Source organism: Bdellovibrio bacteriovorus, assembly GCF_001592755.1.
In the GTDB taxonomy this organism is placed as follows: Bacteria; Bdellovibrionota; Bdellovibrionia; order Bdellovibrionales; family Bdellovibrionaceae; genus Bdellovibrio; species Bdellovibrio bacteriovorus_E.
Map to the genome: position 1 here is coordinate 139357 of NZ_LUKF01000014.1, position 15209 is coordinate 154565.

Below are 15209 nucleotides of genomic sequence, written 5' to 3' on the forward strand. Positions count from 1 at the left end.
CCACATTAGCGCGAGAGGGCTCGAAGGACCATGTTTTCTTTATCTTGTGAGCTGAGGCATTCTTTATTTTCGCCGCTAGATTCGTCGACGATGTAAAAGGCATTAGGTAAGTTTTCCCAATGTCGCAGGTCCGGACCCAAAGTGTATTCAACGAGATCTCCCGAGGCCATAATAATACCGCCTCCGCCGTGAATAGCGGCTCGGCACAGTTCATCAGCGCGAATTTGACTGGCCAAAATACACCCGGAGAACCCGACCGCAACGCCTGCACTCACTCCAAGGATTCCGTAGGTCACTCCGAAGGGAACTCGTAAAAGACTTTTAGTGTAAAGAATCGGGTGATAATCCACTTCGTAACGGCGAGAAAGTTTATCAATCCACGAAGACGTTGGAACTATTAAATCACCGTCTGAAGAGCAAGTCTTAGGAAAACCACCCGTAGCAGAAATTCTGTAAGGACCTTTTTCCCGTTTAATAAAATCGGCTTCCCAAGTAAGTCCAGGTAAGGTGCCAATCCCATAAACTTTCCAGTTCCGTTTTGCTGAGGACCCGCTGCGATCTATTTCCGAAAGTCTTGCTTGTGCAAACTTCACCACAGCCTTCGAGGATTTTTTATCCTCACTCAATCTTTTCCAGTAGGGTCGCGCCACTTGGGGATCGAAACGAGTCCAGAGTGTTGCGTGCAGGACCGTGATAACCGGGTCATTTCCATGGTTGTAAAGCTGAGCTTGTTCGTCCGTCATGCTTTGACGAAGCTCAACTTGGGCCGCGTTTTCATCGTTCAGATTCAGGTAGCTAAGTGAAATAAGAAGACTCAGATAAGATCGCTCGTAAGATTCTAAAATATACTCTGTTAGTGTTCCTTCGGGAGTCGCAAGTTCGCCGATTTCAGAGGTAATGCTGTAAAACTTATCGCGATGGTGTGAACGAATATAAGAGCCTAAAACAATGACTTCATTAAAACAGCCCATTTCAAATAACGTACTTACGCGATTGAGCTGACGATCTGAAGGCTCAAAAACTCCATCGGAAAAGCTCTGTTGACAGGGGATAGAGGTAAACTTCTTTGGTTTCGTTATCTGAGGTTTGCTGGCGCAAGCACTCAATACTAAAAACAATAAACAAAGTTTTTTCATGAGTATGAGTTTATCAGCTTTTTCATGCGAGGGAGCAATTTCAATAGGAAACATGCGTCAGTATGACGCGAAAGCTATTCCAGAGCGTAAACGACGAAAAGTCCTTCTTGTATCTCGTACTTAACATCGTGTTCTAGAACGTCAAAGCCGTAGCGGCGGCCCCAGGTTTCTTTTTCTGAAACGGGGTGTTGGCGTTTTTGGAAGGCGGGACGGGGATCTAATTCAAGAATACTGATGATCAGGCTGCGCAGATTTTTTTCTCCGACGGGATCTTGCTTTTGAATATCTGCTTCTGCTTCGGGAGTAAAACGCACTTCAAAACGCGGAATGGGTTCGGAAGCCCATCCTGCATTCGCATCAGGAATAGAATCGGCGTAAGGGATGTAGGGCTTGATATCTAGCACGGGTGTTCCATCAATAAGATCCACGCTGCCCACATAAATTTCAGGACCCCCTTCAGCATCTAAATCAATTTTCTCGATGCTGACGGCAGAAAGACCAATAGGATTCGGGCGATGAGGAGAACGTGAAGCTAAAACTCCGACTTTGCGATTTCCACCCAAACGCGGAGGACGAATGCTGGGCTTCCAGTTTTTTCCGCCGTGTTCGTGGAAAACAAAGACGATCCAAAGATGGCTAAATTCTTCAAGGCTTTTAAGTGCGGTTTTTAAATCGGGATCAGGAAGAAGTTTGATAACACCTTTGGCTTCCGCCGCAAGACCTGGCTGACGTGGAACCCCGAACTTATCTTTGAACGGGGTCCTTACGTGACCGATAGCTGCGAATTCGAAAGCCTCACCGTGTTTTTTCATTATGAGCGAGGCAGAGCTGTAACGCCGATTTTGATCACTTCGCCGTCAATGTCCGAAGTTTCAGTGTGCACACCTTTTGGATCTGCATTCAAATCTAAAACATTCAAATTCTTCGTCAAAGTTTCAGAAACGATCATATCTTTGTGAGCATTCAAAGCTTCAAGCAAAGCTCCTGCACAAGCGATATCCAAGGTGATTTTGTCATCCATTTGGAAGTCCGCTGTTTTACGAGCGACTTGGATCTTACGCATGATCTCGCGAGCTAAACCTTCACGTTCTTGCTCTGGAGTCACCGTTGGATCCACTTCGATCGAAACCACTTGATGCACAGACAGGTTTGCATTGTCGCCTTTAGGTGCGCGGCGGATTTCAACATCAGAAAGCTGAATTTCTTCACCTTCCACCGTGATGGTTTCGCCGTTTTCAAGCTTCAACAAATCCTGCAATTGCAATTTTTGAATTGCGGCACCCACGGCCTTCATCTTAGGTCCCAGGCGTTTACCAAGAACCGGGAAGTTGGCTTTCGCTGTGATTTGTACGAATTGGTCTTCGTTCGCATCGTAATTTACTTTGCGGAAGTTCAATTCGTCGATGAAGTAAGGTTCAAAGCGTTTCAATGTCTCAAGAACTTTAGCGCTTCTATGGATGATGCGAATTTCGCGAAGTGGGATTTTCGCTTTCACCTGGATTTTTTCGCGGTGATTACGCCCCAAAGTCACTAACACATCCATAGCCTTCACGGCTTCTTCCAATTCAGGACGAAGCAATGAAAGATCGGCTTCCGGGAAGCTTTCCAAGTGCACAGAGTCTTTTTTATTCGGAAGAACTTGTGCCAAGTTTTTGTAAGTCGTCTCGGACATGAAGGGAGCAAATGGCGCCATCAAGCGAGCTAGAGTTACAAGAACCTCATGCAAAGTTTCGTAAGCAAAACGCTTTTCTTCCGGCATACCGTCTTGCCAGAAGTGGCTGCGGTTAAAGCGGATGTAGGTGTTCGTCAAATCCTCGATAAACTGAAGGAGATGAGGAACCACGTTGTACAAACGATAAGCGTCCATCTCTCTATGTGTATTTGCGATCAGACCGTTTAAGCGAGAAAGAACCCACTGATCCAGAATGTTCGGAGATTTTTTCGCGTCACCTTTTGGTACGAAGCCGTCGATGTTCGCGTAGTTCGCAAAGAACGAATACGAGTTCCACCATCTCAAAAGGATTTTACGAACCACATCGTAAACGCCTTTTTCAGAGAACTTCAATTCTTGCGCTTTCACGACCGGAGAATCAATCAAGTACAGACGAAGCGCATCGGCACCATGCTGATTCAATACTTCCATTGGATCAGGATAGTTACGAAGACTCTTCGACATTTTGCGACCGTCTTCTGCAAGGACAAGCCCGTTCACTACGACATTTTGGAACGGAGCTTGGTTGAACAACGCCGTTCCGATGACGGACAAGGTGTAGAACCAACCACGAGTTTGATCTAAACCTTCCGCGATGAACTGCGCAGGGAAGGCTTTTTTGAACTCTTCCACATTCGCGTTCGGGAAGCCCCACTGAGCGTAAGGCATAGAACCAGATTCAAACCAGCAATCCAAAACGCCATCGACACGCTTTAGCGGAGATTTACCCGTTGGAGACGGAATTTCGATTTCGTCGACAAACTCGATATGCAGATCAGTTACTTTTTTGCCGGATAATTTTTCAAGCTGCTCACAGGAACCGATACAGATGACTTCGCCTTCTTTGTTTCTCCAAAGCGGCAAAGGAGTTCCCCAGAAACGGTTGCGCGAAATCGCCCAGTCACGAGCGTTTTCTAACCAGTTTCCAAAACGACCATCACGAAGGTGATCAGGCACCCAGGACGTGTTTTTATTGTTCGCAACAAGGTTCTCTTTGATCTTTTCAACGGCAACAAACCAAGAAGACACCGCACGATAGATCAGTGGAGTGTCCGAACGATAGCAGTAAGGATAACTATGTTGAATCGTGTCCTGTTTGAAAAGATTCCCGCGTTTTTTTAGATCCGCGATGATGTCTTTATCCGCGTCTTTCACGCGTTTGCCAGCGTAATCGGGAACCTCGCTTGTGAACATACCGTCATCATCGACGGGATTTACTAAGGGAATGCCCGCTTTCGAACACGCATAGTAGTCCTCTTCACCAAACGCCGGAGCCATATGCACCACACCCGTACCGCTGTCAGTCGTGACGTGATCTGAAGAGATGATACGGAAAGCCCCTTTATCGGCGCGATCGCCGAAGTAAGGGAATAAAGGTTCATAGGTCAAATCAACAAGGTCTTTGCCCTTCATCATTTGCAAAACTTCAACTTCTTCATCCGGTTTTTTGAAAACAGATGGAAGAAGAGCTTGCGCCAAAATCAATTTGCGACCGGAAGACTTCTCTTGAACTTTAACGTAGTCGATATCCAGACCCACTGCCAAAGCTAAGTTCGAAGGCAACGTCCAAGGAGTCGTCGTCCAAGCCATGACTGCGGTGTCTGGTTGGTTGATGAGTTTAAACATCACCGTGATCGCCGGGTCTTGAACCATTTTATAGTTTTGGTTGGCTTCGAAGTTTGAAAGCGAAGTCGAGATTCCTACAGAGTAAGGAACAACTTTGTAGCCTTCATAGATCAAACCTTTTTCGAAAAGCTGTTGGAACACCCACCAAACGCTCTCCATGAAGGAAACATCCATCGTGAAGTAAGGGTTTTCCATGTCGACCCAACGACCTACGCGGCGAACTGTGGTTTTCCACTCTTCAGAATATCTTTTTACGATACCGCGACAAGCATCGTTGTAATTAGCAACGCCCATTTTGAAAACGTCTTTACGGCTTTCGATTTTATGAGCTTTGTTGATTTCGTACTCCACCGGAAGGCCGTGACAGTCCCAACCAAAACGACGAGGAACAGTGTAACCTTTCATCGTCCAGTAACGAGGAACCACGTCTTTCAATACCCCCGCAAGCAAGTGTCCGTAGTGAGGAAGACCTGTCGCAAACGGAGGACCGTCATAAAAGCTGTAAGTCTTTTTTCCTTTTGGATCTAAAGACTTCGCGAAAATTTTTTCCTGATCCCAAAAATCTAAAATGGATTCTTCCTGCTTCGAAAGATTCACATCGGGTTTTACAGAATTATAAGGGGCTGTACGAGTGGTGTTTGCGTTTGTCATAGGTCCTCAATATCTATCAGGTTTCGCTCTGAGATGCATCTTTTTCAGGCCCTCAGGAGAGGCCATTTTTTCGGGGTTAATGCGATGCAATAGGGGCGGGGACGCCAAAGCCCTCAAGTTTCAGCGTTATAAACACTCAGTTTCAATCTTTCAGAGACGTTTGGACAGGCTGCTTGTAAGGAGCAGCCTCGTTGGGGAATTAGTATTTCACACTGCAACCATAAGGTTTGCTGGTTTCTTTCGCGATCTTTTCGCCTTTTTCGGCACTCGCTACCGCACGAACAATGTAGTTTTCGGAAGTTGCAATCGTCTTAGGATCCGCAGAATCGTTGCTGTCGATAGCACCGTTATAACGAAGGACACCTTGAGGGTCGATCAGGTACATGTGCGGAGTGGTTTTAGCTCCGTAAGCTTTTCCCATCGCGCCTTTTTCATCAAGAAGGATAGCTGAAGCTTTGGAGCCTTCTTTCTGTGCATTCTTCACGGCATCAGCCGCGGCCAAATGACCTTGTTTGCCAGGAGCTGAAGAAATCACCGACAGCCACACGATGTTTTTCGCGGTCATGTCACCTTGGATCTTTTGCATGTTTTTGCTGTCGTAATGTTTGCGAACGTAAGGACAATCCTTGTTGTACCACTCAAGCACAACATACTTTCCTTTGTAGTCAGCAAGTTTATGTGTTTTTCCTGTGGCATCGACGACAGAAAAATCAGGAGCAGGGCTTCCTATTTTTGCTTCGGCCATCGCCAAAGAGCTTGCACATGTGATCAATAACATTGCGAAGATTTTTTTCATTGTTCTTTCTCCTTGTTAAAAAGTTCTAAGATAATTCCTTTGGTTAAAATCTCGGGCAAAATCTGCGGTTTCTGAGAACCGGCAGCATAATAAACATAAAGAGGCAGGGAATTCCGACCATATCCCGCTAATGCGTCGGTGATAGCGGGATTCTTATCGGTCCAATCTGCTTTATAAAGTTGCACTGCATTCGCAGTAAAAGCGCTTTGAATCTCAGAGGTGTGAAGAACGAGTTTCTTATTCACCTGACAAGTGATGCACCAAGCGGCGGTGAAGTCGATAAAGACGGCTTTTCCTTGGGCGATATCTTCTGCGATGGATTCTTTACTGAAAGTTTTCCAAGCCTCGTCTTGAGAGGCTTTCATACTTGTGACAGATTCTTGTGGCATTAAGACTAAGACGGCGAATGAAAATAGAAATCCCAGAAGCAAAAGAATTTGTTTCCATCTTTCATTGCGAACCTGGCGCGAAGTCCAAATCCACAAGGCGATGAACAAATAAATTCCTAATAAGAAAAGTAAACTCGCGATGGTCACTTGATGTGACAAGACCCATAGCAGCCAAAGCACCGTTGCAAAAAGTGGGAAGGCTAAAAACTCTTTAAGTTTTTCCATCCAGGCGCCAGGCTTCGGAAGGTACTGAATTGTTTTTGGAAAGTAAGCCAGAATAAAGAATGGCAAAGCCATTCCCAAACCCAGTCCTGCAAAGACAAGCAATGTGCTTGCGGCTGGCATTGCCAGTGAAGCTCCAAGGGCCGCGCCCATGAACGGTGCCGTGCAGGGAGTAGCGACCACAGTGGCAAGCACTCCTGTTAGGAAGGAACCCGCGCGATCTGAAGAGGTTTTCTTTGCGCCAAGATAAGTTAACGACTGTCCAATCTCAAATGTGCCTAAAAAATTAAGACCTAACCAGAAAAACAAAATAGAAATGCCCGCAGCGATAACGGGAGATTGCAATTGGAAACCCCAACCAATCTGCTCACCACCGGCGCGTAAAAGCATCAATGCTCCGCCGAGAATTAAAAAAGACATCATGACGCCTAAAGTGTAAAACAGACCCGAAGTTCGCAGACTTTGTGCATTTTTATCCGGACCTAAGAAGCTTAAAACTTTGATGGATAAAACGGGAAACACACAAGGCATAAAGTTTAAAATAAATCCACCCAGCAAAGCCCACAGCACGACAAATCCCAATGAAGCGGGAGCGGTTTTTTGCAAAGAGATTTCGTAGCCCTGCTTTTTTCCGTCCGCGTTTTCAGTGACAAGAAGAAAGCGTGCACCTTCAAAATCGGTTTTGGAAGTATCTTGCAAAGCTAGGTTGATTTCGAAGTTGTTGCCCTCTGGGATTAACTCTGGTGCGGAGGCTTTAAAGCTTTCGCCATCTTCAGGAAAGATTTCTAAATTTTTCGGTGTTGCTTGCGAGGAAAGATTCAGAACAGTTTTTAAAGTCGAGCCCTCTAATTTTTGAGGGACCCAGGAAAAAGACGAGGGAGCTGACGCAGGGTAAACGAACTTCGAGAAAACCTCTGACGGAGGCCCTCGCTGAGCAGAATAGGGAATTTCGGTCTTCAGTTCCGTGAAATAGGGAACGCATTCGATTTTGCAAATAAGAAACTCTACATGGACCGAAGCTTGAACAGAATTCTGCTTTGCCTCAGGTTCTAGATCGAAGACAAAAAGAGATTCGTTGGAGTAACCAAAGTTGATCAGACCTTCGACGGGAATACGTTCCGGAAGAGGCCAATGCTCTTTCGTAATCTTCGCGTTTGTTAAACTCCAGTTCCATTTCGGAGCCGCACCGGAATCACCCGAATTTTTCCAGTATATATGCCAGTGATCTTTAATTCTAAAATGAATACCTAAAGACGGTTTCAGATTTTCATTCCAAGAGGTCCGGGACGAAATAAGTTTTACTTCCCCTTGGGGGAAATGAAAAGTATCGGCCGCAAAGGACGTGCAAGAGTAAGTCATGATGAGAGCGGTAAAAAGTCGGGCAAGAAAAAGCATTCTTTAGTTATAGAAAAATTTCTGCTCGACGCCAACATTACTGCGTTTAGCTGGCCGTATTAAATGCAATGCGGGGTTAGATTGTTTAAAATCAACTGAGAATTGGAAGAAAGCCTGCGTCCTTATGTCTGCAACGGCAATGGTTGTAAATTCGGCACTCGCCGATGACACGGCAGAAATGGTTGCCGATTTTTCGGCAGGGCTCGTGCCAGCTCTGGATAAATCGAATTTGAAACAATATTTCTTTGGGTCCCTGCTTGCATTCAGAGATGTGCTGAGGAGACGCAGATGAAGCACATTATTTTAAAAATAGGGATGGGACTGACAATTCTTGGTTTGGTGGCCTGCAGTGGCGGTGGAAGTGGAAAGAAGATTATCGGTCAAGATCAGTTTGTCTATGTATTAACCCGCGATGACAGCAAGATTCATGAATATCATCTTTCTAAAGAAGGTGTGCTGACAGCATTGACGACTCCTACAGTCGCCACGGGAACCATGCCGTCATTCATGGTCATGGATCAAGCCCAGCAGTTTTTATACGTAGCGAACGAATACGACGGAACCGTTTCGCAGTTTAAAGTGGGTGCTGATGGAGTGTTAAGCGAATTAGCCGCCGCGATTTCCACGGAAGATATGCCGGTGCATCTTGCGATAAGTCCTGACGGAAAATTTCTCTATGCTTCCAGTATGACTGAGCCCAATATCACGCGTTTTGCGATAGCTGCTGACGGGACTTTGAGTCTTAGTGGCTTGATTCCTTACGCAGATGCCTCTTTAGGAGTTCACTTCTCACCTTCGGGCGAGTTTGCATACGTCATTAGTCATTACACGGATTCGATCTCTCAGTTTCGTTTGCAGTCTGACGGAAGTTTTCAAGCTTTGACGCCGGCATCGGTTCAAGCTGAAAGCTGTCCTTCGGGTCCTGTAGGTATCACTCAACTTACGCAAGGATCTTTTTTATATGCGGCAAGTTGCTGGACAGACTTAGTGGAATCTTTTGCGATTGGAAGTGATGGCACTTTGAACAAAAAAGCAACCATTGCAACGGGAGCGGCTCCGCAAGGTTTGCTCATTTCAGGAAGTCAGATGTTTGTAGCAAACGCAGGGAGCAGTGATATTTCTTTGTACTCTATCCAGCAGGATGGATCTTTGATTCATCAGTCGCCGACTTCGGTGTCTGCGGGTGTTGCTCCCGTGGGTATGGCAGTGAATGCAACAAGCACCTTTGCCTATGTTGTTGATTCTGGTGCTGATCAAATCCTCCGCTTTAAAATTTCTAGCCAAGGCTTGATTAAGGACGACACTTTTTCAGTCGGGACGGGTGGGTATCCCGTGCAAATATTGATGAAGTGACTCGGTATCGATCACTCATGGAACGGCGAGGAACAATTCTTCTGCAGAGTCGAATGCGTTGCTCGCTATGATTGATTTTCGGTCGTTCAGATCAGAAAAAATATGAGTGAAAACTCACTCTGAAAAATCGAGGAGACCCTCGAGTTTCCGAGGGAAGATTTAATGTTTATAATAATCTTACACGAGCGTTTGTTTACGGACCTGGCGAAATCAAACAGAAGTGCGTGAGAGCAATTTCTCATATTGTCGCCGTCTCAGAATAGGAACTGAGCGATATTCGCAGAACATAATACCCCTAACAGGACTTAAACACTTCGCGAGGATTTCCCGATAAATATAGAGTCATGTTCTGGGTTTACTTGCAGGAAGTCCTGCTTCCATCATTTCTGGTACGTTGCCGCTCGGTCGGAAACTTTCTTGTTGCAGTCATCGCTGCGACAAGCCTCGCGTCTTGTACACTTGATACTCAATTGATAAACGGTAAATCTCTCGAATTTTTCTCGGTAACGAGTGACAGCGAAGGCCGTATCAATGGCAGCAATATGACGGCTGCACCCTTCAAAGGAAGTTGTGTTCCTGGTTCAAAAGTTAAAATCACAGAGGCGACAGCAACGCTGAATCAAGAGTTCACGTGCGACAACTCAGGTTCCTGGTCACGAGCTTTGGATCTTTCCGTGTTGCCAGCAAACTATATTGGCGAGTTGGTTTTCACGATGACGGTACCAACGGGTCAAACTTTTGAGCAGAAATATCCTGTTGAAAAAGACGTAGTGCCTCCGACGGTAGTGATTAATGCTCCTGTTGCTGTCACTCCTTTGAATGAAGCCGCTTATCCGATCTCGGGCAGTTGTTCTGAAGATGGCAAGACCGTGACCCTGATTGCGGAAACAGTTTCTACGACGGCCCTATGTACGGCGGGAGCCTTCACTGCAAACGTAGATCTTTCTTCTGTGACAAGTTCGCCGATTTCTATTTCTGCATCGCTAGCGGATACTGCGGGTAACACGGGTAGTGACTCTGTTTCAGCAACTCGCGGTGGTGCACCTCCTGTGATTAGTTCTTTTGCACTTAATAACGGAAACTCTGTTACGACAAATAACGTCGTGACCGTTGATATGTCCATCACTGACGTTACTGAGATGTATCTGACCGAAGTAGCTGGTTGTGCTTCAGGTGGAAGTTGGGTTTCGTATTCTGCGACGGCATCCTGGACTTTGCCAGCTCTGAATGCGACGAATACGTTGTATGCGAAATTTAGAAATGCGGGCGGAGAGACTCTTTGCGTTTCAGATAGCATCATCCATGACTCGACATCTCCGACGATCACGATTGATTCTCCGGCAGCAAATAGTTATGTGAATATGGCCAATGTTTCGGCCTTCACTATAAGCGGAAGCTGTTCTGAATTAAATCGTTCGATCACAATTGCGGGTCCAAGTGGATACACGGCGACCACGACGTGTTTGGGAACTTCGTATTCTGCGATTTTAGATTTAACGGCTCTTCCTCAGGGGAATTTCATTCTTTCGGCTTCCTTGTCAGATGAAGCTGGAAATTCGGGTTCCGCGAATTCTGCCAACTACATTAAAGACACGGTCGCGCCTGCCGCAGGAACTATCTCAATCAACAGCGGTCAAGCGGGTACAACCAGCTTAAATGTGACTTTAACAATCTCTGGCGTAGCTGGGACCGCTCAGTACTATCTCACCAACGATGTCGACTGTAGTTCTGGTGGTGTGTGGGAAAACTACGCTGCTTCTAAGGCCTGGGTTTTGCCAACTGCAAATGCGACGAATACTGTTCGCATGAAACGCCGTGATGCTGCTGGAAATGAATCGAGCTGTGTTTCGGATTCGATTGTTCATACGAGCTCCGTTCCTAGTCTATCACTGGCTTCACCGGCGGCGGGTTCCTATATCGGTTTGATGAATGCAGCGGCATTCACTGTTTCGGGCGCGTGTTCTGAAGAAGGGATGCAGGTTACGTTAACCGCCAATGGAATTACGCAAACTTCGCCGCCGACTTGTTCGGGTGGAACTTGGACAAAAACTTTGAACCTTGCTTCAAATGCCACCTATGGACAAGGTAACGTGACTATCGTTGCTAACCACTCTCGCATGACGGGGGTCGCGGCTCCCTCGGTGACGGTTGTTTTTGTTAAAGACACGGTAGCGCCGACAGCAACGATGGCCATCAATAACGGTGATGCCTACACAAATAACTTAGCTGCGACACTGAACCTTTCAATGGCGGGCGGCGCGACAGAAATGTACATCACCAACAACGCGCTTTGCCTCACTGGAGGCACTTGGGAGCCGTTTGCTGTTACGAAATCTTGGACACTTCCTACGGCAAACGATAACAACTGGATTTACTATAAAGCTCGCGATGCGGCCGGCAACGAGACGAATTGTTTGTCGGACACGATTATTCACGACACTGTCATTCCTTCACTCGAAGTGACTATGGCAGTAGGTACGTACATCAACGGTGTGAATCAGAATGCGTTTGAAATCACCGGAACCTGTTCCGAGTATGGTCGACCTATCACTCTTTCTTTAGCTGGGGAACCAAGCATTACTGGCACAACGACTTGTGCAGGTGGCTTTTGGTCGATGACGGTCAACGCTAGTGGCATTGCTGATAATAGTAGCTCGACATATGCGTTCAGTTTTGTTCACACTCGTCCGAGCGGTAATACCATAACGGCGTTTGGTCACTTCTATAAGGACACAGTTCCTCCGGGTAATGCTGTTTTGACCAATGCTCCTTCAGGTGCGAACAACAACAGTGTTCTGAACGTGACGGTGGGTGGAACGGGTGTCACTAGATTTAAATACTTTGTGATCCGTCCCGGAGAAGTGAACTCATGTGATGCGACTACGAACTACATGGGAAGCGAAAATCCCATCGTTTCACAGATCTCAGACAGAATTCTTGTGAACGGAAACTACAAACTTTGTGTTTGGGGTAAAGATAGTGCAGGTAACTGGTCGCCGGCGCACACCGAGACCTCATGGACTCGTGATGCTTTGACGGCAGTCATCACGGGAGCGCCAACAGGCGTATCATCAGCGACTTCTGTCAACATCACGGTTTCTGGAACAAGCGTTACACAATATAAAAAAGCATTTATCACCTCAGGCACTTGTGCGACAGCGACTTACAGTGGGCAAATTCCCGTGGGGTCTGCGATCACTGACAATATAAGCGCCATTCCGAATGGTCCGGTCACTTTATGTGTGATCGGTTCAGATACTTTTGGCACTTGGCAGTCAGAAACAGCGGCGACAGAAGTTACTTGGATTAAAGATGCCATTTCAACAGTGCAGATTACTTCGGCCTCGCAAAATAGAGTGAACGAAGGGGATAGCGGCCAAAATATCACGTTCACCATCAATCCAGTTAAAAACTACGACGTGATCGTCTATTACAAGGTGACTGGAGATGCGTTGAATCCAACTCATCATAATTTAAGTTCTGGTTCTGTGACGATTCCTGCTAATACGGCTTCGGCTTCGATCACGGCGAACTTCCCTGATAATGCGCTCACGGAAGGTGAAAAAGTACTGAATGTGCACATCACTCATACGTCGACAATTGCGGCGATTCTTGGAATTAACTATCAGTCGCAGTACTTCATTGCTGATGATGAAAAGAATTTGAAAGTGACGGCGGTTGCGCTCAACCAAAAACACTCTTGCGCGATTTTATCGGATGGATTTATTCGTTGCTGGGGACACAACTCCTCTCAAGCCCTAGGGACGGGTGATAACAATTTCCGAGACAGAGCCACTCTTGTCACTGTTGCTGGGAATCCTACATTCGCCAGTGTATCTGCAGGACTCGACCACACTTGTGCTATTACTACTGCGGGTGTGCTGTATTGCTGGGGTACTAACTCGATCAAACAGCTTGGCGACGGCACTAATACGAATCGTTCAAGTCCCGTCATAGCAGACTCTCCCAATCTGTATTTGATGATAAGCACCGGCAATCGACATACGTGTGGTATTACTACCAACAACAAACTTCGTTGCTGGGGCTCGAATAGCTTCGGCGAAATCGGAAAAGGCACGACGAGCCCTACCCCTTCAGACCCTGTCGAAGTTGACGGAGCTACAGACTATAAATATGTATCCGCGGGTGCAGATGGTTCCTGCGCAGTGACTTCCACTCATAAGTTGCGTTGCTGGGGAAATAACGGAAATGGCGCATTACCAACCGGTGGCAGCTACAATACCCCGCAAGATGTCGACTCCACCACGGATTATTCCATGGTGGCTGTCGGATCGTCACACTCGTGTGCAGTGACTATGACGGGCCAATTGAAATGTTGGGGTGGCGCTAATTCATGGGGTCAGATTGGCGACGGTACAAATATAGCAAAATCTAGTCCTACCAACGTGGATTCTTCTGAAACTTTCGTCTCCGTCGCGGTGAATACGGATACAAATGCGGGCGTGCCTCGGGGGACAACGTGTGCGCTCACCACAGGAAAAGTCCTATATTGCTTCGGATTTAATGATGCTGGTCAGGTCGCTGATGGAACTTCAGGGAATTCTCGGAGGTCACCGACTCTTAGTGACGGCGGAATGTTGTATGATAAAATTGCTTTGGGCGCGGGGCGTGTCTGCGGAATTCCAACGTCAGGCTATTTACGCTGCTGGGGAAATTTTGGTTTCGATGGCGGTGCCAATCCGCAATACAACTCCTTCGGTGCGGGTCATAACATCAGCTTCTTCTCTCGCTGGGGAGAGTTTTTCAAAGATTTTAGCTTTGATACCGTCTCCTTCGGAGGAGGCGGGCATCATGATACGGTTGCCTGCGGTATCAACAATAAAAAACTTTATTGTTGGGGCACTACCGAGGTGATGGGTGATGGAACAACGGCCACGGTACGTCGACCGGCGCCAGTTTTAATTGATGCAGATACAAATTACGTTCAGGTGGCTTCTCGTCATAGCTCTGACCATTGTGCCATTACGGAAAGTGGCGATTTGAAATGTTGGGGCCGAAATCATTATGGTGAACTTGGCTCGTCTTCGGTGCCATCTACTGGTTCCGCTCCGCGAGTGAACGTCCCAACACTGGTAGATCCTGGCTACAAATATGTTCATGTCAGTATGGAAAACCATGGAACTTGCGGAGTTACGACAACCGGAGATTTACGTTGCGCTGGTTTCAACGGCTCGGGCCAGCTAGGTGATGGAACGACTACACCAGTAGCGGCATTCAAAACGATCGATGCGCCTACGAAATATAAAACAGTGGAACGCGGCTTTAATCATACTTGCGGCATCACCACAACGGGCATGTTGAAATGCTGGGGTACTAACACCAACGGACACTTAGGAATTGGCAATACAACAAACAATCCTAATCCGACGGAAGTAGATCCGGGAGTCACTTATAAATCAATTTCATTGGGTTCTACCTACACTTGCGGTGTAACGACGGCTGGCAAGCTGAAGTGTTGGGGCGGTAGTGGAGATGTCGGGAATGGAAGTTCTGGAAACGTAGTGAATCCTTATCTGATTGATGGAACCAATGACTATTTATCAGTTTATTCAGGCGCGGATTTCGCGTGCGGAATCTTAACTAGCAACGTAGTAAAATGCTGGTCTGTGCATATGCCCACCGTCGGTTTAGCGCAGCCTCCTTTTGGGAATGCCGTGCTTAATCAATTTAATGCTACGATTATTGATTCTGGATTGGGATATTCAAAAATTCTGAGTGCCGGGGATATGTTCTGCGGATTGACCCTTGGAAAACAATACCGCTGTCACGGATTCGTCGAAGGAGCCGTAGGCGGTGAAGTTGATACAGCTGTTTCAGTCTCTAACGTAAATTCAAACTTCGTTTATCAACCGATTTATTTACACAAAATGTTCTACTAAAATAATAAGAGCGACCTCTCAGTCGCTCTT

Annotated in this window: 7 protein-coding genes; 2 read left to right on the forward strand and 5 right to left on the reverse strand. The window is 46.7% G+C overall.

Annotated features, from left to right (window positions below; all coding sequences use genetic code 11):
- Positions 1-5: 5 nt before the first annotated feature.
- From AZI85_RS08780 to AZI85_RS08800, 5 genes are all read right to left on the reverse strand, one after another.
- On the reverse strand, positions 6-1136 hold the full coding sequence (locus AZI85_RS08780) for a hypothetical protein (protein ID WP_063243727.1): 1131 nt from the start codon (positions 1134-1136) through the stop codon (positions 6-8).
- A gap of 74 nt (positions 1137-1210) precedes the next feature.
- Positions 1211-1948: a tRNA (N6-threonylcarbamoyladenosine(37)-N6)-methyltransferase TrmO gene (gene tsaA / locus AZI85_RS08785; RefSeq protein ID WP_063243728.1), complete on the reverse strand. Its 738-nt coding sequence runs from the start codon at positions 1946-1948 to the stop codon at positions 1211-1213.
- Positions 1948-5124, reverse strand: a complete 3177-nt coding sequence (ileS, locus tag AZI85_RS08790; protein ID WP_063243729.1) for an isoleucine--tRNA ligase — start codon at positions 5122-5124, stop codon at positions 1948-1950. Before ileS ends, tsaA begins: the two co-directional genes overlap by 1 nt.
- Before the next feature lie 199 nt (positions 5125-5323).
- On the reverse strand, positions 5324-5920 hold the full coding sequence (locus AZI85_RS08795; protein WP_063243730.1) for a redoxin domain-containing protein: 597 nt from the start codon (positions 5918-5920) through the stop codon (positions 5324-5326).
- On the reverse strand, positions 5917-7926 hold the full coding sequence (locus tag AZI85_RS08800; protein WP_063243731.1) for a protein-disulfide reductase DsbD family protein: 2010 nt from the start codon (positions 7924-7926) through the stop codon (positions 5917-5919). The genes AZI85_RS08795 and AZI85_RS08800 overlap by 4 nt, the downstream gene beginning before the upstream one ends.
- 288 nt (positions 7927-8214) lie before the next feature.
- Here AZI85_RS08800 and AZI85_RS08805 point away from each other — a divergent pair, with 288 nt between their 5' ends.
- Together AZI85_RS08805 and AZI85_RS08810 are read left to right on the forward strand one after the other, a co-directional pair.
- Entirely contained in the window at positions 8215-9279 is a 1065-nt protein-coding gene (locus AZI85_RS08805; RefSeq protein ID WP_063243732.1) for a lactonase family protein, read from the forward strand.
- A gap of 344 nt (positions 9280-9623) precedes the next feature.
- The gene (locus AZI85_RS08810; protein ID WP_063243733.1) at positions 9624-15179 is read left to right on the forward strand and encodes a hypothetical protein; all 5556 of its coding nucleotides are present in this window, start codon (positions 9624-9626) and stop codon (positions 15177-15179) included.
- Positions 15180-15209 lie beyond the last annotated feature (30 nt).

Coding starts and splice junctions, on each gene's coding strand:
- AZI85_RS08795 (WP_063243730.1), bottom strand. CDS start 5,920: ATGAAAAAAATCTTCGCAATGTTATTGATCACATGTGCAAGCTCTTTG.
- tsaA (WP_063243728.1), bottom strand. CDS start 1,948: ATGAAAAAACACGGTGAGGCTTTCGAATTCGCAGCTATCGGTCACGTA.
- AZI85_RS08780 (WP_063243727.1), bottom strand. CDS start 1,136: ATGAAAAAACTTTGTTTATTGTTTTTAGTATTGAGTGCTTGCGCCAGC.
- AZI85_RS08800 (WP_063243731.1), bottom strand. CDS start 7,926: ATGCTTTTTCTTGCCCGACTTTTTACCGCTCTCATCATGACTTACTCT.
- ileS (WP_063243729.1), bottom strand. CDS start 5,124: ATGACAAACGCAAACACCACTCGTACAGCCCCTTATAATTCTGTAAAA.
- AZI85_RS08810 (WP_063243733.1), top strand. CDS start 9,624: ATGTTCTGGGTTTACTTGCAGGAAGTCCTGCTTCCATCATTTCTGGTA.
- AZI85_RS08805 (WP_063243732.1), top strand. CDS start 8,215: ATGAAGCACATTATTTTAAAAATAGGGATGGGACTGACAATTCTTGGT.